The sequence below is a fragment of the Curtobacterium sp. MCJR17_043 genome, from assembly GCF_003224315.2.
GTDB lineage: Bacteria > Actinomycetota > Actinomycetes > Actinomycetales > Microbacteriaceae > Curtobacterium.
Genome location: NZ_CP126259.1, coordinates 47,161 through 67,195, shown reverse-complemented (window position 1 = coordinate 67,195; position 20,035 = coordinate 47,161). Strand labels below are relative to the sequence as shown.

Genomic DNA, 20,035 nt, shown 5'->3' with positions numbered 1-20,035 from the left:
GACCGCGCCTTCCCCCGCCGCACCGTCCGCCGCACGTGCCTCAGACGCGCTCGAGCAGGTGCCGCTCGGTCACGTCGGCGAGGGCCAGCGTCCGGTACCCGGCGGACTCGAAGAACACCGTCAACCGGTCGTCCTCGGTGCTCATGACCGTGCCCCGGCCCCACTCGGCGTGCTCGACCGGCGCGTCCGGCGGCCACTCGGCGTCGTGCGACCCGTCCGCCCCGTGCGCATCCGTGTCGGTCGCGGTGCCCGCCGAGCACGTGTCGCAGTTGCCGCACGGCTCGGGGAGCTCGTCACCGAAGTACCCGAGCAGGAACTGCCGACGGCAGCCGGTCGTCTCGGCGAAACGGCGCATCATCTCGATGCGCGACTCCTCCACCCGCTCCCGCTCCTTCGCGTGCGCCTTGGCGAGCTCGACCGCGGCGTCCGCGTCGGCGGGGCCGTCCGGGACACGGCGGAGTCCGTCGGCGGCGTCGGACAGCGCGCCGGCGTCCACCAAGGCGTTGGCGACGCGGGAAGCGGTGCGGGCGGCGAGTCCGGAACGCTCGGCGACCTCGGACCGGGGCAGGACCCCGTCCTCGGGAACCGCGTCGAAGACCGCCCGGAGCGACGCGGGCCGGGGCGATCCGGAGGCGAAGAACCGGCGGAGCCCGAGGTCCTCGGAGCGGTAGTGCAGTGTCGTGAGGCCGACGTCGCCGTCCCGTCCGGCCCGGCCGACCTCCTGGTAGTAGGCGTCGACGGACTCGGGGACGTCGGCGTGCACGACGAAGCGCACGTCCGGCTTGTCGATGCCCATGCCGAAGGCGCTGGTCGCGACGACGACGTCGAGGGCGCCGTCGAGGAACTCGTGGTGCACGTGTTCACGGTCCCGCACGCGCAGGCCCGCGTGGTACGCCTTGGCGCGGCGACCGCTCTCGACGAGTTCGTCCGCGTAGAGCATGGTCTCGGCACGGGTGGCGACGTACACGATCCCCGCGCCCTCGAGCCCGACCACCTGGGCGACGACCGCGTCACGCTTCTCGTCGGCGTCACTGTGCCGCTGGACCTCGAAGCGCAGGTTCGGGCGGTCGAAGCCCGTCGCGACGACGAGCGGGTCGCGCATCCCGAGCCGCTCGACGATCTCGTTGCGCACGGGCGTCGAACCGGTTGCCGTCATCGCGAGCACCGGAGGACGTCCGAGCCGCTCGATGACCTCGCCGAGCACCAGGTAGTCCGGGCGGAAGTCATGGCCCCAGCTCGAGACGCAGTGCGCCTCGTCGACCGTGACCAGCGCGACCCCGGCCTCCCGCAGCCGGTCGACGACCTCGTCCTTGGCGAGCTGCTCCGGGGCGAGGAAGACGTAGCGGGCCGCCCCGGACGCGACGGCGTCCCACGCGTCCTCGAGCTCGCGGTGCGCCCGGGTCGCGTTGATCGTCACCGCGCGGGGTGCGTCCGGGTGGTCCTCGATCCCCACGACCTGGTCCTCCTGCAGGGCCACGAGGGGCGAGACCACGACGACGGGGCCGTCCAGTGCGAGGGCGGCGACCTGGTAGATCGCGGACTTGCCGGAACCGGTCGGCATGAGGGCGAGGGCGTCACGGCCCTCGAGGACGGCGTCGACCACGGTCTCCTGCGCGTCGCGGAGTTCCCAACCGAAGACCTCGGCGGTACGGGTACGGAGTTCGTTCTGCACCCGATCGACGGTGCACGATCCGGCCTGGTCGGTCGCCCGGAGACGGCGTACCCCGGACGACAGAGGTCGGCGGCCGGCGCGGGCAGCGCGTTCTCCACCGGGGCACCGCGCGTCCACCTGCCAGCGCTAGGCTCGGTCGCGGCCGTTGTCTCGACATCGAGCGACCCTCGATGTGGAGGCGCGACCGGACACCGATGCCGATCGCACGAACCGTGCGGGAAGAAGAACAGCGTGGATCTTTTCGAGTACCAGGCCAGGGACCTCTTCGAGTCCTACGGCGTCCCCGTCCTCCAGGGGATCATCGCCGACACCCCCCGAGCAGGCGAAGGCGGCTGCCGAGCAGATCGGCGGCGTCGTGGTCGTCAAGGCGCAGGTGAAGGTCGGTGGCCGTGGCAAGGCCGGCGGCGTCAAGGTCGCGAAGACCCCGGACGAGGCGTTCGAGCACGCGCAGGCGATCCTCGGCCTCGACATCAAGGGCCACACCGTGCAGCGCGTCATGGTCGCGCAGGGTGCCGACATCGCCGAGGAGTTCTACTTCTCGGTGCTGCTCGACCGGGCGAACCGCTCCTACCTGTCGCTCACCAGCGTCGAGGGCGGCATGGAGATCGAGCAGCTCGCGGTCGAGAAGCCCGAGGCGCTCGCGCGCGTCGAGGTGAACCCGCTCACCGGCATCAACAAGGAGGCCGCGCTCGACATCGCGCGCCAGGCGAACTTCCCATCCGAGCTCCAGGACCAGGTCGCGGACGTCTTCGTGAAGCTCTACGACGTGTTCGCCGGCGAGGACGCCACCCTCGTCGAGGTGAACCCGCTGGTCCGCACCGGCGACGGGCAGATCCTCGCCCTCGACGGCAAGGTCTCCCTCGACGAGAACGCCGACTTCCGCCACGAGGGGCACGCGCAGCTCGAGGACACCGCGAGCGAGGACCCGCTCGAGGCCAAGGCGAAGCAGCACGGCCTCAACTACGTGAAGCTCGACGGCCAGGTCGGCGTCATCGGCAACGGCGCCGGGCTCGTCATGTCGACGCTCGACGTCGTCGCCTACGCCGGTGAGCGCCACGGTGGTGTGAAGCCCGCCAACTTCCTCGACATCGGCGGCGGTGCCTCGGCCGAGGTGATGGCCAACGGCCTCGACGTCATCCTCGGCGACCCGCAGGTGAAGAGCGTCTTCGTGAACGTCTTCGGCGGCATCACCGCCTGCGACGCCGTCGCGAACGGCATCGTCGCCGCGCTCGGCATGCTCGGGGATGCGGCCACCAAGCCGCTCGTCGTCCGCCTGGACGGCAACAACGTGGACGAGGGCCGACGGATCCTGGCGGAGGCAGCGCACCCGCTCGTCACCGTCGCCGCGACCATGGACGATGCGGCCGAGAAGGCCGCCGAGCTCGCCGCGGCCGCGGCGTAAGGAGCACCAGAGCAATGTCGATCTTCCTCAACAAGGACTCCAAGGTCATCGTCCAGGGCATCACGGGCGGTGAGGGCACGAAGCACACCGCCCTCATGCTCAAGGCCGGCACGCAGGTCGTCGGCGGTGTCAACGCCCGCAAGGCCGGCACGACCGTCACGCACGGCGACGTCGAGCTCCCCGTCTTCGGCTCGGTGCGCGAGGCCATCGACACCACCGGTGCCGACGTCTCGATCGTCTTCGTCCCGCCGGCGTTCGCGAAGGACGCCGTGATGGAGGCCGTCGACGCCGAGATCCCCCCTCGTCGTCGTCATCACCGAGGGCATCCCGGTGCAGGACGCCGCGGTGTTCTGGGCGCACGCGAAGGCGCTCGGTGGGAAGACCCGGATCATCGGGCCGAACTGCCCCGGCATCATCACCCCGGGGGGAGTCGCTCGTCGGCATCACCCCGGCGACGATCACCGGCAAGGGCCCGATCGGCCTCGTCTCGAAGTCCGGCACCCTGACCTACCAGATGATGTACGAGCTGCGCGACCTGGGCTTCTCGACCGCCATCGGCATCGGCGGCGACCCGGTCATCGGGACGACGCACATCGACGCGCTCGCCGCGTTCGAGGCCGACCCGGAGACCGAGGCCATCGTGATGATCGGTGAGATCGGCGGCGACGCCGAGGAGCGCGCCGCCGACTACATCAAGGCCAACGTCACGAAGCCGGTCGTCGGGTACGTCGCGGGCTTCACGGCCCCCCGAGGGCAAGACGATGGGCCACGCCGGCGCGATCGTGTCCGGTTCCGCCGGCACCGCCGAGGCGAAGAAGCAGGCGCTCGAGGCGGCCGGCGTCAAGGTCGGCAAGACGCCGTCCGAGACGGCCGCGCTGCTGCGCGAGGTCATCGCCGCGCGCTGACGCGTGCTCCTGTCGGACGGGAGGCTCGGTGCGGGACCCGCGCCGAGCCTCCCGTCCTGCGCGGGGTCGGGCACGTATCCTCGCTGCGATGAACCGCCTCGGAACCGCCCTCCTCGCCGTGATCGAAGCGATCGTGACGGTCGGCGTCGGCGTGGGCGTCGCCCTCGTGCCGCTCACCCTGCTGTGGGCGTTCGAGTACGGACTCCAGGTCGACTGGAGCGTCTTCTGGACCGCGGCGGGCAACGTCTGGCTCGTCGGTCACGGCGTGGACGTCACGTTCACGCTCGGCTCCGCGGCGGCGGAGGCCACCGGTCTCCCCGGGGCGTCCGCACCGATCGTCGTCACCCTCGCGGCCCTCGGGTTCGCCGTCGTCACGGCGTGGCTCGGCGGCCGGGCCGGACGCCGGTTCGCCGAGACGGAGCACCGCGTCACCGGGGTCCTGGTCGGCACCGCGGCGGTCGCCGCCCTCGGCCTGCTGGTCGCCCTCACCGCGACCACGAGCGCCACCCACCCGGTGATCTGGCAGGCCGTCGTGCTGCCCGCGCTCTGGTTCGGCGTCCCGGCCGTCGTCACGGCCGAGGTCTGCCGGCGGCGGCGTGGCCAGGCGGCCGATCCGCTGACCCTCCGGGTGGTGGACCTGGTCGGCCGCATCCCGGCGCTCTGGCGCGGCGTCGTCGGCTTCGGTCTGCGCGCCGGCACCGTCGCGACCGCGTGCGTCGTGGCGGTCGCCGGCATCCTGGTCGGGTTCGCGCTCCTCGGCTCCTTCGCCGAGGTCATCACGCTCTACGAACGGTCGCACGCCGGTGTCGTCGGCGGCATCGCCATGACCGTCGGCCAGCTCGCGTTCGTCCCGGACCTGGTCGGGTGGGCCACGGCGTGGCTCGTCGGCCCGGGCTTCGCGATCGGCGCCGGATCGTCGGTGTCGCCCCTCGGGACCGTGCTCGGCCCGCTCCCGGCCGTGCCGCTGCTCGGGGCGCTGCCGACGTCGGGACACACGTTCGGCCTGGTCTGGATCCTGGTGCCCGTCGTGGCGGGCTTCGTCACCGGTGGACTGCTGCGTCCGCGGCTCGTCCGTGCGCTCGGGTCCGCCGACTCGGCCCTGTACCGGGCGCTCGGCGGAGTCGTGACCGGGCTGGTCGCCGGTGTCCTGACCGGTGTCGTCACCGGGCTCACCGCGGGGTCGGCGGGGCCGGGGCGCCTGGCCGTCGTCGGCCCGGACGCCCTGGTGGTCGGTGCCGTCGCCGCACTCGAAGTCGGTGTCCCCGCGATCATCGCGCTCGCGATCGGCAGTGACCTGGTGCGCCTGCCGGAGCGCTCCTGGATCGGTGAGCGCTGGCACGAGGTCGAGGACGACGTCGCCACCGCGGACGCGAGCGCCGACCACGGGTCGCTCATCGCTGCCCTCGACCACGCGGGCGCCGGCCGGACCACCGACGTGCACCGGTTCTCGGTGGACGAGGTGCACGACCCGGTGACGCACGCCAGCACGGACTCCGGTGCGGTTCCCCGAGCGACCGCCGACCTCGACCGTGGCGGCGAGACGCTGACGTCCGACCGTGTGGCGGGCGACGACCAGCCCGGACGCGGCGACGACCGGCCCGGACGCGGTGCGGACGGGGCGGAGCACGGCGGGGCCGACACGGGCCTCCCGGCTGCGCCGGACGCGGCGCCGTCCCAGACCGAGGCCGCGCACGCCGAGGCCACCGACGTCGACCTGCCGGACTGGGCGCGGACGGACGCTGTCGCATCCGAGCGTCTGGACGACCACGCGGGCGCTGCCGCCGGGCCGCGCACGCGAGCCGGCGGCGCCGTCGACAGCGTCCGGGCACGCCTCCGTGCCGCTGCCACCGGTGCCCGCGACCGGGCCGGGGACCTGCGCGAGCGGGCCGGCGACCTGCGAGACCGCGCGGACGCCTTGCGGCACCGCCCCGGCGGTGCCGTCCCACCCACGACCGACGCCGCACCTGCACCGTCGGGCTCCGCGGGCCCCGTCCCGCCGCGGACCGACGAGCAGCCGGCCTTCCCCTGGAGCACGGAGGAGTTCGTGGCCGGGCGGGACGACGTGGACCCGGAGCCGCCCGCGCGACCGGCGCCCCGTGCGGCGACCTGGGACACGACGGACCAGATCCCCGAGGACGAGCTGCCGTGGTGGCGGAGGCCGAAGGGCGACACCGACGCCTGAGCTACCGGCTCACCTTCTTCTGGGCACGCTGCGCGGGACCGAGGTCGACCGCCGCGACGATCGATCGAGGCTAGGGTTGTTCCCGTGCTCGAACTGGTCGTCCTGATCTCCGGTACCGGGTCGAACCTCCGGGCCCTGCTCGAGGCGACCCGCGATGCCGAGTACCCCGCCCGCGTCGTCGCGATCGGGGCGGACCGTGACGCCGAGGGCCTCCAGCTCGGCGAGGAGTACTCGATCCCGACCTTCACGGTGCCGTTCACGCGCTACGCGACCCGCGCCAAGTGGGGCGAGGCGCTCGCCGAGCAGATCCGTCCGTGGACGCCCGACCTGCTGGTGCTGTCCGGGCTCATGCGCCTGCTGCCGCCCGCGGTCGTGGCGGAGTTCGGACCGTCGGTCATCAACACGCACCCGGCGTACCTGCCCGAGTTCCCGGGTGCGCGCGGCGTCCGTGACGCCCTGGCTGCCGGCGTGACCGAGACCGGCGCGAGCGTCATCGCCGTGGACGACGGCGTCGACAGCGGACCGATCCTGGCGCAGGAGCGCGTCCCGGTCCTGCCGCACGACACCGAGTCGACCCTGCACGACCGCATCAAGCCCGTCGAACGCCGGCTGCTCATCCAGACCGTCCTCGACATCGCCAACGGACACATCGACCTGAAGGGCACCACCCCCGCATGAGCGTGCACGCCGCCGACCCCAGCCTGTACCGCGACCGGGACGTCGTGCCCGTGCGTCGTGCCCTCATCTCGGTGAGCGACAAGTCCGGGCTGCTCGAGCTCGCCGGCGCCCTCGCCGACGCGGGTGTCGAGCTCGTGTCCACGGGCTCCACCGCGCAGACCATCCGTGACGCCGGGTACGCCGTCACCGACGTCGCGAGCGTCACGGGCTTCCCGGAGTCGCTCGACGGCCGCGTGAAGACCCTGCACCCCGCCGTGCACGCGGGGCTGCTCGCCGACCTCCGGCTCGAGTCGCACGAGCAGCAGCTCACCGACCTCGGCATCGCGCCGTTCGAGCTCGTCGTCGTGAACCTGTACCCGTTCGTCGAGACGGTCGCCTCGGGCGCCGACACCGCGACCGTGGTCGAGAACGTCGACATCGGCGGCCCGGCCATGGTCCGCGCGTCCGCGAAGAACCACCCGAACGTCGCGATCGTCGTCTCGCCCGCCTCCTACGCCGAGGTCGTCGAGGCCGTCCGTGCGGGCGGCACCGACCTCGCCCTCCGCAAGCGCCTCGCCGCGCAGGCCTTCGGCCACACCGCGGCGTACGACACCGCCGTCGCCGCGTACTTCGCGTCCGACGTCGTCGCCGAACCGGTCGCGTCCGGCGCCGACGACCGGGAGGCCCCCCAGCGCCTTCCCGGAGCAGCTCACGCTGACCGCGGACCGCACCGCGACGCTCCGCTACGGCGAGAACGCCCACCAGTCCGCGGCGCTGTACACGAGCGCCGACGGCACCGGGATCGCGCAGGCGACCCAGTTGCACGGCAAGGAGATGTCGTACAACAACTACGTCGACGCGGACGCAGCGGTCCGTGCCGCGTACGACTTCGCGGAGCCGGCCGTCGCGATCATCAAGCACGCCAACCCGTGCGGCATCGCGGTCGCCGCCCCCCGACGCATCCGACCCGATCGCCTCCGCGCACGCCGCCGCGCACGCCTGCGACCCGCTGTCGGCGTTCGGCGGGGTCATCGCGGCGAACCGTCCGGTCACGCTGGGCATGGCCGAGACGATCGCCGACATCTTCACCGAGGTCGTCGTGGCTCCCGCGTTCGACCCCGAGGCACTCGAGGTCCTGTCCCGCAAGAAGAACATCCGCCTGCTCACGCTGCCGGGGGGACTTCGCGCTCGCCGAGCGTGAGGTCAAGCAGATCTCGGGCGGCTTCCTCGTGCAGGACGCCGACCGCTTCACCGGGTTCGACCAGTCCGCGTGGACCCTGGTCTCCGGCGAGCCGGCCGACGAGCAGACCCTCGCCGACCTGGCCTTCGCGTGGAAGGCCAGCCGTGCGGTGAAGTCGAACGCGATCCTGCTCGCGAACCAGGGCGCGAGCGTCGGGGTCGGCATGGGGCAGGTGAACCGCGTCGACTCGTGCCACCTCGCCGTGAACCGCGCCGGGGACCGCGCTGCCGGTTCGGTCGCCGCGTCGGACGCGTTCTTCCCGTTCGCCGACGGCTTGCAGGTCCTGCTCGACGCCGGGGTGCGTGCGGTCGCCCAGCCGGGCGGCAGCGTCCGGGACGACGAGGTCATCGCGGCCGCGACGGCAGCCGGCGTCACGATGTACTTCACGGGCGAGCGGCACTTCTTCCACTGAGTACCGATCCAGCGGCCGCGGCGGCGGGGCGGAGGAGCACGCGTTGCTGGTTGCGCGCTGGGAGTCGCTGCCGATAGTCTGCAGGGCTCTGCGGCCTCAGCCGACGACTGCTCCACGGGTCGGCGGCACCGCGGACACGACGGTGACGAAGACGACGACTGGAGTGACGATGGACACGACGACCGGCACCACGGCAACGGGGGCCCGGACGACACGGACGTCCATCAGCGGGACCGCTCCCGACGCACGACGCGCCCGTCGCGCCGTCGCGTCGTCCCCGTCCGCGGGGGGCACCCGTCGTCCCGGCGACGCCGACCGCGTAGAGCCGCCTCCCGCACCCGCCGGGCCGGATCGGGCCCAGCCCGACCGAGCGCCAGGGACACGTGTCCCCGTCGCCTCCGACCGGATGCCGATCCGGCCCACCGACGGACGCCGTCCCGACGGCGACGACCGCGGCACCGTGACCGGGCAACCGGCCGACCAGACCACGCAACGCACCCCGGGCCTCCCGTCCGGACAGGGCCAGCCCCTGGCCGACGGGACCCGGCACGAAGCACGAGGACGCACACGCATGTCCCAGGGACCCGATCGGGAACCGGCGCCGACCCCGGCGCGACCGTCCACCGCCCGCGCGCTCGGACGACTCTGGCCCTACGTCCAGCCCTACCGATGGCGTCTGCTCGGCGGGATGCTGGCGGCGCTCGGCGCCTCCGTCGTCGCGCTCGCCATCCCGTACGTCCTGCAGGCCCTCGTCGACGGGCCGCTCGCTTCCGGGGACGGTGGACTCATCCTGCCCGCCGGAGCCGCGGTGCTCGCGCTCGGTGTCCTCGAGGCGTTCTTCATCGCCTCGCGCCGGAAGCTCGTCATGCGGCCGTCGACCCGCATCGAGGCGAGCATGCGGAACGCGCTCTACGCGAAGCTGCAGGATCTGCCCGTCGCGTTCCACGACCGATGGGAGTCCGGGCAGCTGCTGTCCCGCTCGGTGTCCGACCTGTCGCTCATCCGGCGCTGGCTGGCGTTCGGCATCGTGCTCCTCGTCGTGAACGTCGTGACGATCGTCATCGGGTTCGCTGTGCTCTTCACGTTCGGCTGGCAGCTCGGCCTCATCTTCCTGGTGGCGTCGATCCCGGTGTGGGTGAACAGCGTCCTGTTCGAGCGGAAGTACTCGATCGTCGCCCGCCGCAGCCAGGACCAGGTCGGCGACCTCGCGACGAGCGTCGAGCAGTCGGTGCACGGCATCCGCGTGCTCAAGGCGTTCGGGCGGGGCCGGTACAAGCTCGACGAGTTCGCCGAGCAGGCCGAGCAGCTGCGCGGCACCGAGATCGAGAAGGCCAAGGCGATCGCGGCGATCTGGCTGTGGCTGCTGCTCGTGCCGGACGTGGCGTTCGCGCTCTGCCTGCTCGCCGGCATCTGGCTCGCCAGCCAGGGGGGACCTCAGCGTCGGGCAGCTCTTCGCGTTCTTCGCGACCGCGACCGTGCTGCGCTTCCCGATCGAGTCGATCGGGTTCTTCCTGTCGATGACGTTCGACACCCGCACCGCAGTGGACCGGTACTTCGAGGTCATGGACTCCGAGAACACGATCACGGACCCCGCGGAGCCGAAGACCATCACCGAGCCGCACGGTGCGCTCTCGTTCAACGCGACGCACTTCCGCTACCAGGACTCCCCCGCCGCAGTTCCCCGACCTGGTGGACGGCGTCGAGCTGCACCTGCAGCCCGGCGAGACGATGGCGCTCGTCGGACTCACCGGCTCCGGCAAGACGACCCTGCTGTCGCTCGTGCCCCGGTTGTACGACGTCACCGGCGGGTCCGTCACGATCGACGGCGTCGATGTGCGGGACCTCACCCGAGCCGAACTCCGACGGCACGTCGCGGTCGCCTTCGAGGACGCGACCCTGTTCTCGTCGAGCGTGCGCGACAACGTCCTGCTCGGCCGCCCGGACCTGACCGGCCCGGAGGCCGAGCGGATCATGCGCGAGGCCCTCGACATCGCGCAGGCGTCCTTCGTGGACGACCTGCCCGAGGGCGTCGACACTCGGGTCGGAGAAGAAGGGCTGTCGTTGTCCGGCGGGCAGCGGCAGCGACTCGCGCTCGCCCGGGCGATCGCGGCGCGGCCGAGCGTGCTCGTCCTCGACGACCCGCTGTCGGCGCTCGACGTCGACACCGAGGCCCGGGTGGAGGCCGGTCTCCGCCGGGTCCTCGCCGACACGACCTCGCTCATCGTGGCCCACCGTCCGTCGACCGTGACGCTCGCGGACCGGGTGGCGCTCATGGAGGACGGCCGCGTCACCGCCGTCGGCACGCATGCCGAGCTGATGGCCACGAACGAGCACTACCGTGCCGTCATCTCGTCGCTCGACGACGACGACGCAGACGACCGAGAGGAGGCGATGGCATGAGCGACGAGACCGACCAGGACGCGCGCGTGACCGTCGACCAGGAACCCACGGGCGGATCGGTGCCGGTGGCGCAGGTCGGCACCGGCACGCAGGCAGCCGAGGCAGCGGCCCCGGTCACCGCGTCGATCACCGTGCACGGGGTGCGCGGCGAGGAACGCGAGGACTTCACGAAGGCCGAGAGCCGCCGCCTGCGGCGCCGGTCGCTCGGACTGCTCGGCTCGCTCACCGCGCCGCTGCGGGCCCGGCTCTGGGGCATCGCCGTCGTCGTGGTGCTCGCGACCGCCGGGCAGGTCGCCGGACCCGCGCTCATCGCCTGGGGCATCGACCACGCCCTGCCCACCGTGCTCGACCGGGACGACTGGTCGCCGGCGTTCCTCGTCGTGGGGTCGTACATCACGATCGCGGTCGTCGGCGCCGTCCTCACCGCCTGGTACACCGTGCTGTCCGCGCGGATCAGCCAGGCGATCCTGTTCGACCTGCGGAAGCGGGTGTTCCTGCACACGCAGCGGCTCTCGCTCGAGTTCCACGAGACCTACACCTCGGGCCGGATCATCTCCCGCCAGACGAGCGACCTCGACTCGATCCGGGAACTGCTCGACTCCGGGTTGAACCAGCTCATCCAGGGCGTGCTGTACATGCTCTTCACCGCGGCGGCGCTCGTGCTCCTCGACCCGACCTCCGGCCTGGTGCTCGCGGTCGCCCTCGTGCCGCTGTGGTTCCTGACCCGGTGGTTCCAGCAGCGCTCGCAGCAGCTCTTCCGGTCCACCCGGACGACGAGTGCCCGCGTGATCGTGCACTTCGTCGAGACGATGACCGGCATCCGCGCGGTGCAGGCGTTCCGCAAGGAGTCCCGCAACGAGGTCGAGTACGGCGAGCAGGTCGAGCAGAACCGGCAGGCGAACGCCCGCGTGTTCAACCTGTTCGGGATCTTCGACCCGGGTCTGGTGCTCATCGGGAACGCGACGCTCGCCGCGGTCGTCATCGTCGGCGGCTTCCGGGTCGTCGGCGGGTCGCTCGAGATCGGCGCGCTGCTCGCGGTCGCGCTGTACGCCAAGCGGTTCTTCGACCCGGCGCAGGAACTCGCCATGTTCTACAACAGCTACCAGTCGGCCTCGGCCGCGATGGAGAAGATCTCCGGCGTCCTCGAGGAGCAGCCGAGCGTCCCGGATCCGGCGAAGCCGGTGAAGCTGCCGGACGCGGCCGGCCGGGTCGACTTCGAGCACGTCGCGTTCGCCTACAAGGAGGACCGCGTCGTGCTGCCGGAGTTCGACCTGCACATCCCGGCGGGGCAGACCATCGCGCTCGTGGGGTCCACCGGTGCCGGCAAGTCGACGCTCGCGAAGCTCATGGCGCGGTTCTACGACCCGACCTCGGGCGCGGTCACCCTGGACGGCGTCGACCTGCGGGACCTCGACCCGAAGGACATGCGCCGGGCGGTCGTCATGGTGACGCAGGAGGCGTACCTGTTCTCCGGCTCGGTGGCGGACAACATCGAGCTCGGTCGACCGGGAGCCTCCCGAGCGGACATCGTGTCGGCGGCGAAGGCGGTCGGTGCCCACGCGTTCATCACGGCACTGCCGGACGGGTACGACACCGACGTGAACAAGCGCGGCGGCCGGGTGTCGGCAGGGCAACGGCAGCTGCTGTCGTTCGCCCGCGCGTTCCTGGCGGACCCGAAGGTGCTCATCCTCGACGAGGCCACGGCGTCGCTCGACATCCCGTCGGAGCGGCTGGTGCAGGAGGGGCTCGAGACCCTGCTCGCCGACCGGACCGCGGTGATCATCGCGCACCGGCTGTCGACCGTCGCGATCGCCCACCGGGTGCTCGTCATGGAGTACGGCCGCATCGTCGAGGACGGCACGCCCGCCGACCTCATCGCCGGGACGGGGCGGTTCTCGCAGCTGCACGCGGCCTGGCGGGACTCGCTGGTCTAGTGATGTCCGTGAAGGGGGGTGCGTCCCGTCCGGGGCGGGACCGGACGCCGTGGTTTGCTGGGGGGGATGAGCAGCAACGACGTCCAGCCGGGAGGCGTCGCCCTGCGCGACCCCTTCGTCGGCGCCCCCCTTCGCCGAGGCCGTCCGGCGGTTCTGGCGGAAGTACACGGTGTTCACCGGCCGGGCGTCCCGTTCCGAGTTCTGGTGGTGGTGGCTCACGTCGTTCGCGGTCGGCCTCGTGCTGCAGCTCGTGCCGCAGGCGTTCACCCCGGACGCCCCGCTGCTCGAGAACCCCGTCGGGTCCTACCTGTTCGTGCTCTGGGCCCTCGTGACGCTCGTCGGTGGGCTGGCCCTCGGGGCGCGGCGCCTGCACGACGCGAACCTGTCCGGCTTCTGGCAGTTCCTGCACGTGCTCCCGGGCATCGGGTCGCTCGTGCTCTTCGTGTTCTTCCTGCTGCCGTCCAACCCGAAGGGCACGCGGTTCGACCTGCAGGCCGGCCCGGCGACGCCCGGCCCGGCGACGCCCGGCCCGGCGACGCCCGGCCCGGCGACGCCCGGCTCGGGGACGTCCGCGCGGCGCTAGTCCGACCGGTTGTCCGCGGTCGGCGACCAGCGCGCACGGCGCATGTCGAGCCTCCAGGCCGCGTCGTCGTCGACCGCACGCGTCGGGCGCAGCGGCGTGCCCTCGGCGCGGTAGTGCTCGAGGGCGCGTGCCTCGTGGCGGACCGGTGGCAGCCCGCCGGCCCGGACGACCCGCCACCAGGGCAGGTCGACGCCCTCGTGGGCCATCACCTTGCCGACCGCACGGGAGGCACGGGAGCCGAGCACGGCGGCGACGTCGCCGTACGTCATCACGCGACCCGGCGGGATGGCACGGACGACCGCCGCGACGGCGGCACCGAAGTCGTCCGCGCCCTCGCGGGACGACGGGGCCGACACGACGGCGCCTAGAGCGTCAGCGCCGCGAAGTGGTCGCCGTACTGGGTCTCGCCGATCACCCGGAAGCCGATCGCCTCGAAGAACGCCGCCGGGCTGCCAGCACCGGGCTCGTAGACCACGGTCAGGCGCTCGAAGCCGCGCTTGCGGGCCTCCTCGGCGAGACCGTGCACGGCGAACCGGCCGACACCGCGGCCCTGCGCGTTCGCGGCGACGTTGACCCGCCAGATGCAGCTGCGCAGTTCTTCCTGCGCGTTGTCGGCGTCGAAGCTGCCGATGATGAGCCCGACGACCTCGTCCCCGTCCAGGACGACCCGCGGCCACGAGGCGCTCGGCTTCACGTCCGACTCGGCCTGCGCGTACGAGGTCGGCTGGACGAACTGCTCCTGCCCCGGCTTCAGCGTCAGCGAGTTGGCCGCTGCGGCGGTCGCTGCGGAGAGTTCTTCGAGGCGGAGGTCCGTCATGTCGGTCAGGCTAACGGTGCGGGCGGGTCGGATGCCAGCGGTGCGACGGAGGCAGCGTGCTCCGGCGGTATCGTCGCTCGGGTGGCGGAGCATCGACGTGGGGCGAACCTGCCGTCGCTGGGCGGCTTCAACCGCACGGTCGTGCTCGACGCCGTCCGTCGCTCACCCGACGGGCTCAGCCGCGTCGAACTCGCGGCCCGCACCGGCCTCAGCCCGCAGACGGTCTCGAACGTCACCCGGTACCTCATCGACGGCGGCATGATCGTCGAGTCCGGCACGGTGGTGTCCGGGCGCGGCAAGCCGCGCACGATCCTCCGTCTGGAGGCCCGCAGCCGCTTCGCCGTCGGGGTGCACGTCGACCCCGCGGTCGTCACGTACGTGCTGCTCGACCTGGCGGGTGCGGTGGTGGCCGAGGCCACCACGTCGACCCCGAGCGCCGAGGACCCGGAGCAGGTGATCCGGACGATGGCGTCCGCGGTCGACGAACTCGTCCGTCGCGCCGACGTCGACCCCGACGACGTGCTCGGGGTCGGGGTCGCCTCGCCGGGGCCGATCGACGCGGCCGCCGGCATCGTGCTCGACCCGCCGTTCCTGCCGCGGTGGCGGGACGTGGCGCTCCGGGACGCCCTCGGGGACGCGACCGGGTACCCCGTGCTCCTCGAGAAGGACGTCACCGCCGCGGCGGTCGGCGAGTTGTTCCTGGCGCGGGAGGCAGCGGCGCGGGACTTCGCGTTCGTGTACTTCGGCACCGGGTTCGGCGTCGGGCTCGTCATCGACCACGAGCCCGTCCGCGGGTCCGGGGCGAACGCCGGGGACGCCGGACACATCATGGTCGACCAGGGGAGCCTCGCCGGCACGCCCGACGGCGAGGGTGCGCGTGGCGAGGTCGGAGCCACCGTGACGCCCGACCGGCTCGTGCGGATCGCGGCGGATCGTGGCGTCCCGCTCGGGGCCGTGGACGAGCTCGCGGGCGACGGGGTGGACGCCGGGGTCGACCTCGCGGCCGTCGACCGGGCGTGGGACGCGCTCGGGGACGCGGTCGCGGCCGGCGACCCGGTCGCGTCGGCGTTCGCGGCCGAGGTCGGCACGGTGATGGGACGGGCGGTGGTCGTCATCGTCAACCTCCTCGACGTGGACCGGGTCGTCTTCGGCGGGCCGTTCTGGTCGCGGATCGCACCCGCTGCCCTCCCGGCGGCGACGGCGGCGATCGCCGGGTCGCCGATCCTCGTCCCGAAGCACCCCGTGACCGTGGTCGAGAGCCAGCGCGGGGCGGACGTGGCCGCGGTCGGGGCGGCCTGCCTGGTGCTCGACGCGGCGCTGTCGCCGCGCGCGAGCACGTTGCTCATCGCGCACTGAGGGTCGCGCACGCTCGGTAGCCTCGGACCGTGCAGCACGTCGAGGTCCTCCGGTACACCGCGTTCGCCGACCCGCAGGCCGGTGCGCACGGCGGCAACCCGGCCGGGGTCGTCCTCGACGCCGCGGCCCTCACCGACGACGAGATGCTCGCGATCGCGCAGCGGGTCGGGTACTCCGAGACCGCCTTCGTCACCGGGTCGGACGGGGACCGGGTCCGGGTGCGCTACTTCTCCCCGGCCGCGGAGGTGCCGTTCTGCGGCCACGCGACGGTCGCGCTCGCGGTGGCGATCGCCGAGCGGCAGGGGCCCGGGCAGCGGGTGTTCGTCACACGGTCGGGCGACGTCGTGCTCGACACGGTCCTGTCCGCGGGCGTCGTACAGGTCGCGATGACGAGCGTCGAGCCCGCGACCCGGCCGCTGCCCGACGACCGGCTGCTGACGCTGCTCGACCTGCTCGGACTCGTGCCGGACGACCTCGACGCGGCGCACCCGCCCCTCGAGGCCTTCGCCGGCAACTGGCACCCCGTGCTCGTCCTCGCCGACGCGGACCTGTTCCACCAGTTCCGGTTCGCCCCGGAGGCGCTCGCCGACCTCATGCGACAGAGCGGCTGGCCGGCGACCGTGACCGTGCTGCACCCGGTGACACCGGGGGAGTACGAGGCGCGGAACCTCTTCCCGGTCGGCCGCATCACGGAGGACCCGGCGACGGGATCGGCCGCCGCATCCGTCGGGGCGTACCTGCAGGAGACCGGCGTAGCCGTGCCGGGTGACCGGGTCGTGATCCGGCAGGGGCGGCACGTCGGACGGCCGAGCGTGCTGCTCGTCGACGTGCCTGCGAGCGGCGGCGTCACCGTCACCGGCGGGGCGACCCCGATCCGGTAGCCGCGCACCCGGGCCCGGGCCCGGCACGGACCCGGGCCGGTCGCAGTCGAGCCGACGGGCCGCTTCGCGCGCAGCGACACCGTTCGTGCTCGCTGACGCGGAGAACGTCGCGCAGCGCGAACCAAGCCGGACCGGACCGCCCCCCGCCACGCGCAGGTCACGAACCGGACGCGCTTCCCGTCGAACGCTTGACAACGTTCAAATCCATACGATGGACTAAACCGGCAACGCGGGCAACGGAGTCCGCGACCTTCACCCGTGCAAAGGAGCACCGATGAAACGCACCCGCATCATCGCCGGATTCGCCGCCGTGGCCGTCGCCTCGGTCGGACTCGCCGGCTGCTCGAGCTCGGGGTCCGCCTCGAGCGACACGATCAAGATCGCCTACCAGAAGTTCGGCGCCTTCCAGCAGCTCGACGCCCAGATGAAGGTCGTCAAGAAGGAGTACGAGGAGGCGAACCCCGGCAAGGAGGTCGAACTCGTCCCGATCCAGGCGCAGGAGGACGACTACGCCACGAAGCTCGCGCTGATGAACCGGGCACCCGCGACCGCGCCCGACGTCATCTACGAGGACACGTTCCGCATCAAGGCCGACGCCGATGCCGGCTACCTGCAGCCGATCGACCGGTTCACCGAGAAGTGGGACGAGTGGGACCAGTTCTACGACAACGCGAAGCAGGCGGGTGAGGGGGGAGGACGGCAAGATCTACGGCGTCCCGATGGGCACCGACACCCGTGCGCTCTGGTACAACAAGGAGATCTTCGAGAAGGCCGGTCTGCCCGTGCCGTGGAAGCCGGAGACCTGGGACGACGTCCTCGCCGCCGCGAAGACCATCAAGGAGCAGCAGCCGGACGTCATCCCGTTCAACATCTACTCCGGCAAGGCGCAGGGCGAGGCCTCGACCATGCAGGGCTTCGAGATGCTGCTCTACGGCGCGGACGGCGACGGCAACACGCTGTACCGCGACGGCAAGTGGGTCGTCGGCTCGGAGCAGTTCCAGGACTCGCTGCAGTTCATCGAGGACGTCTACCAGGGCGACCTCGGGCCCACGCCGCAGCAGGCCCTCGACACCAACATCGGGACGACGATCACGCAGACGTGGCTGCCGGAGGGCAAGCTCGCGATCGACCTCGACGGTTCGTGGCAGTCCGGCACCTGGCTGGAGTCCGGCACCGCCCCGTGGGCCGAGTGGAACGACGTGATGGGTCAGGCGCCCTTCCCGACGCAGAACGGCCAGGAACCGGGCTACAACTCGATGTCCGGCGGTTGGACGCTCGCGGTCGGTTCGAAGTCGGGGAACCCGCAGGACGCGTTCGACTTCATCACGATGTTCCTCGACAAGGACGGCTCCATCAAGTACGACTCGGAGAACAGCCAGATCGCCGTCCGCAAGGACGTCGCCGAGGACCCGGCGTACACCGGCGCGAACCCGACCTTCGAGTTCTTCTCCGGGCTCGTGGAGCACACGAACTTCCGTCCGGCGACGAGCGAGTACGCACAGGTCTCGAACGCCATCCAGGTCGCGATGGAGTCCGTGATGACCGGTCAGCAGTCGCCCGCCGAGGCAGCGGCGGTCTACGACAAGGCCGTCGAGGGCGTCGTCGGCAAGGACGCCACCGTCGCCGGCTGACCGCCCGCACCACCTGACGGGAGGCGCGGTGCCCGTCCGCCCCGCGCCTCCCGACAGCCCCCATCTCCGGAACCCTCTCCGCACCCGGAAGGCATCCACCGTGTCCAGCACCCCCCCCCTCGCGCCGACGCTGTCGGCCCCCGGTTCGCCGAACCGCGCCGACCCACCCTCGCCGCGGAAGCGGCGCCCGATGCGGAACGCGACGCGCGTCGTCCCGCTCCTGCCCGCCGTCGTCCTGCTCGTCGTGTTCCTGCTCGGGCCGGTCATCTCGTCGTTCTACGGCTCCTTCACGAACGCGGCGCTGACCGGCATCGACGCCGCGGACCAGCAGTTCGTCGGCTTCCAGAACTACGTCGAGCTCTTCCAGGACCCGGACTTCCCGAAGTCCGTGGTCCTGACGATCGTGTTCCTCATCGCCTCGGCGGTGGTGGGGCAGAACGTGCTCGGCCTCGGCCTCGCGCTGCTCATGCGCAGCGCGAACCGGGTCGTCCGCGGCGTCGTCGGCACCTTCGTCGTCGCCGCGTGGGTGCTGCCCGAGATCGTCGCCTCGTTCGCGGCGTACGCGTTCTTCCACGACGAGGGGACGCTGAACACGTTCCTCGCGTCGCTCGGCGTCAGCGGGCCGAACTGGCTCTACACGTACCCGATGATCGCGGTCATCCTCGCGAACGTCTGGCGCGGGACGGCGTTCTCGATGCTCGTCTACTCGGCCGCCGTGCAGGAGGTCCCCGAGGAGATCACCGAGTCCGCCGAGGTCGACGGCGCCACCGGCTGGCAGCGTCTCGTCTACATCACGCTGCCGGTCATCCGCCGCAGCATCTCGACGAACCTCATGCTCACGACGTTGCAGACCCTGTCGGTCTTCACCCTCATCTTCGTGATGACGGGCGGCGGACCGGGCACGAACTCGTCGACCCTGCCGATCCTGGCGTACCAGGAGGCGTTCCAGTTCTCGCAGCTCGGCTTCGGGACGGCGATCGCGACCATCCTGCTCGTGGTCGGCGCGGTCTTCTCGATCATCTACATCAAGGCACTGAAGCCGGAGGTGGACTGACCATGGCCCTCACCGCTGACCGTCCGGTCTCGAACGTCACCCGCTCGGTGACCGCCCCGGGCGCGGTCCACATGACCTCGCCCCGGGGTCGCACCCTCCGGTGGGTGTCGAACATCGTCCTGCTCGTCATCGCGGTGTGCTTCGCGGTGCCGCTGCTCTGGCTCGTGCTCGCATCGGTGGACACGCAGGCGTCGCTGTCGGTGAAGCTGCCGTCGCAGTTCACGCTCGACAACTTCACCCAGGTGCTCACCCCGGAGCTGTCGTTCATCCCGCTCGCGAACAGTCTGCTGCTCTCCGGTGGCACGGCCGTCGCGACGGTCGTCGCCGCGCTCCTCGCCGCGTACCCGCTGTCCCGGTACAAGCTGCGCGTGAACAAGCCGTTCCTGTACAGCATCCTGTTCGGCACCGGTCTGCCCATCACCGCGATGATGGTCCCCGTCTACGCGCTCTTCGTGTCGCTCAACCTCATCGACAACATCTGGGGCTGCGTCTTCTTCCTCGCCGCGACCAGCCTGCCGATGGCGATCTGGATGGCGAAGAACTTCATGGACTCGGTGCCGATCTCGCTGGAGGAAGCGGCCTGGACCGACGGCGCCTCGATGTTCACGACGCTCACCCGCATCGTCGTGCCGCTCATGCGACCCGGCATCGCCGTGGTGTTCATCTTCGTGTTCATCCAGGCGTGGGGGAACTTCTTCGTCCCCTTCGTCCTGCTGCTCTCGCCCGACAAGGTGCCCGCCGCGGTGAGCATCTTCAACTTCTTCGGTCAGAACGGGGCCGTCGCGTACGGGCAGCTCGCCGCGTTCTCGATCGTCTACTCCGTGCCCGTCATCGCCCTCTACGTGCTCGTGTCCCGCGGCCTCGGCGGGGGCAACGCCCTCGCCGGCGGCATCAAGGGCTGACCACCGC

The 20,035-nt window shown here is 72.0% G+C and carries 11 protein-coding genes and 5 pseudogenes; 13 read left to right on the top strand and 3 right to left on the bottom strand.

Features of this window, described 5'->3' with window-relative positions; all coding sequences use genetic code 11:
- Positions 1–40: 40 nt before the first annotated feature.
- Positions 41–1,672: a RecQ family ATP-dependent DNA helicase gene (locus DEJ15_RS00280; RefSeq protein ID WP_110824178.1), complete on the bottom strand. Its 1,632-nt coding sequence runs from the start codon at positions 1,670–1,672 to the stop codon at positions 41–43.
- Between the two features lie 231 nt (positions 1,673–1,903).
- On the opposite strand from DEJ15_RS00280, the pseudogene sucC reads away from it, so the two are divergent.
- The 8 genes and pseudogenes from sucC (at position 1,904) to DEJ15_RS00240 (ending at position 13,387) form a co-directional block, all read left to right on the top strand.
- A pseudogene (gene sucC, locus DEJ15_RS00275) lies at positions 1,904–3,074 on the top strand (ADP-forming succinate--CoA ligase subunit beta).
- A 14-nt stretch (positions 3,075–3,088) separates the two neighbouring features.
- Positions 3,089–3,979: pseudogene (sucD, locus tag DEJ15_RS00270) on the top strand (succinate--CoA ligase subunit alpha).
- Positions 3,980–4,067: 88 nt separating this feature from the next.
- Positions 4,068–6,161, top strand: coding sequence for a cell division protein PerM (locus tag DEJ15_RS00265; protein ID WP_110824175.1), 2,094 nt, complete (start codon positions 4,068–4,070; stop codon positions 6,159–6,161).
- 84 nt (positions 6,162–6,245) lie between these two features.
- Positions 6,246–6,839: a phosphoribosylglycinamide formyltransferase gene (gene purN / locus DEJ15_RS00260; protein WP_110824174.1), complete on the top strand. Its 594-nt coding sequence runs from the start codon at positions 6,246–6,248 to the stop codon at positions 6,837–6,839.
- Positions 6,836–8,470 (top strand): annotated as a pseudogene (gene purH / locus DEJ15_RS00255) (bifunctional phosphoribosylaminoimidazolecarboxamide formyltransferase/IMP cyclohydrolase). Before purN ends, purH begins: the two are co-directional and overlap by 4 nt.
- 571 nt (positions 8,471–9,041) lie before the next feature.
- Positions 9,042–10,870: pseudogene (locus DEJ15_RS00250) on the top strand (ABC transporter ATP-binding protein).
- Between the two features lie 125 nt (positions 10,871–10,995).
- Positions 10,996–12,804, top strand: coding sequence for an ABC transporter ATP-binding protein (locus tag DEJ15_RS00245; protein WP_110824432.1), 1,809 nt, complete (start codon positions 10,996–10,998; stop codon positions 12,802–12,804).
- 169 nt (positions 12,805–12,973) lie between these two features.
- Complete coding sequence (locus tag DEJ15_RS00240) at positions 12,974–13,387, top strand: DUF805 domain-containing protein (protein ID WP_284175349.1); 414 nt, start codon at positions 12,974–12,976, stop codon at positions 13,385–13,387.
- On the opposite strand, the gene DEJ15_RS00235 is transcribed toward DEJ15_RS00240, so the two are convergent.
- A complete protein-coding gene (locus DEJ15_RS00235; RefSeq protein ID WP_110824171.1) occupies positions 13,384–13,743 on the bottom strand; it encodes an MGMT family protein in 360 nt (119 codons plus the stop codon). The genes DEJ15_RS00240 and DEJ15_RS00235 overlap by 4 nt on opposite strands.
- An 8-nt stretch (positions 13,744–13,751) precedes the next feature.
- Positions 13,752–14,204 (bottom strand): GNAT family N-acetyltransferase, encoded by a 453-nt coding sequence (locus DEJ15_RS00230; protein ID WP_110824170.1) that lies wholly within the window; start codon positions 14,202–14,204, stop codon positions 13,752–13,754.
- Positions 14,205–14,285: 81 nt separating this feature from the next.
- Here DEJ15_RS00230 and DEJ15_RS00225 point away from each other — a divergent pair, with 81 nt between their 5' ends.
- The 5 genes and pseudogenes from DEJ15_RS00225 (at position 14,286) to DEJ15_RS00205 (ending at position 20,028) form a co-directional block, all read left to right on the top strand.
- Positions 14,286–15,560 carry an ROK family transcriptional regulator gene (locus DEJ15_RS00225; RefSeq protein ID WP_110824169.1) on the top strand — a complete coding sequence of 425 codons (1,275 nt, stop codon included), beginning with the start codon at positions 14,286–14,288 and terminating at the stop codon, positions 15,558–15,560.
- Positions 15,561–15,589: 29 nt separating this feature from the next.
- Positions 15,590–16,441 carry a PhzF family phenazine biosynthesis protein gene (locus DEJ15_RS00220; protein WP_110824168.1) on the top strand — a complete coding sequence of 284 codons (852 nt, stop codon included), beginning with the start codon at positions 15,590–15,592 and terminating at the stop codon, positions 16,439–16,441.
- Between the two features lie 274 nt (positions 16,442–16,715).
- A pseudogene (locus DEJ15_RS00215) lies at positions 16,716–18,072 on the top strand (extracellular solute-binding protein).
- 100 nt (positions 18,073–18,172) lie between these two features.
- Positions 18,173–19,126 (top strand): carbohydrate ABC transporter permease, encoded by a 954-nt coding sequence (locus DEJ15_RS00210; RefSeq protein ID WP_502866132.1) that lies wholly within the window; start codon positions 18,173–18,175, stop codon positions 19,124–19,126.
- Positions 19,127–19,128: 2 nt separating this feature from the next.
- Positions 19,129–20,028, top strand: a complete 900-nt coding sequence (locus DEJ15_RS00205) for a carbohydrate ABC transporter permease (protein WP_110824165.1) — start codon at positions 19,129–19,131, stop codon at positions 20,026–20,028.
- The last annotated feature ends 7 nt before the right edge of the window (positions 20,029–20,035 follow it).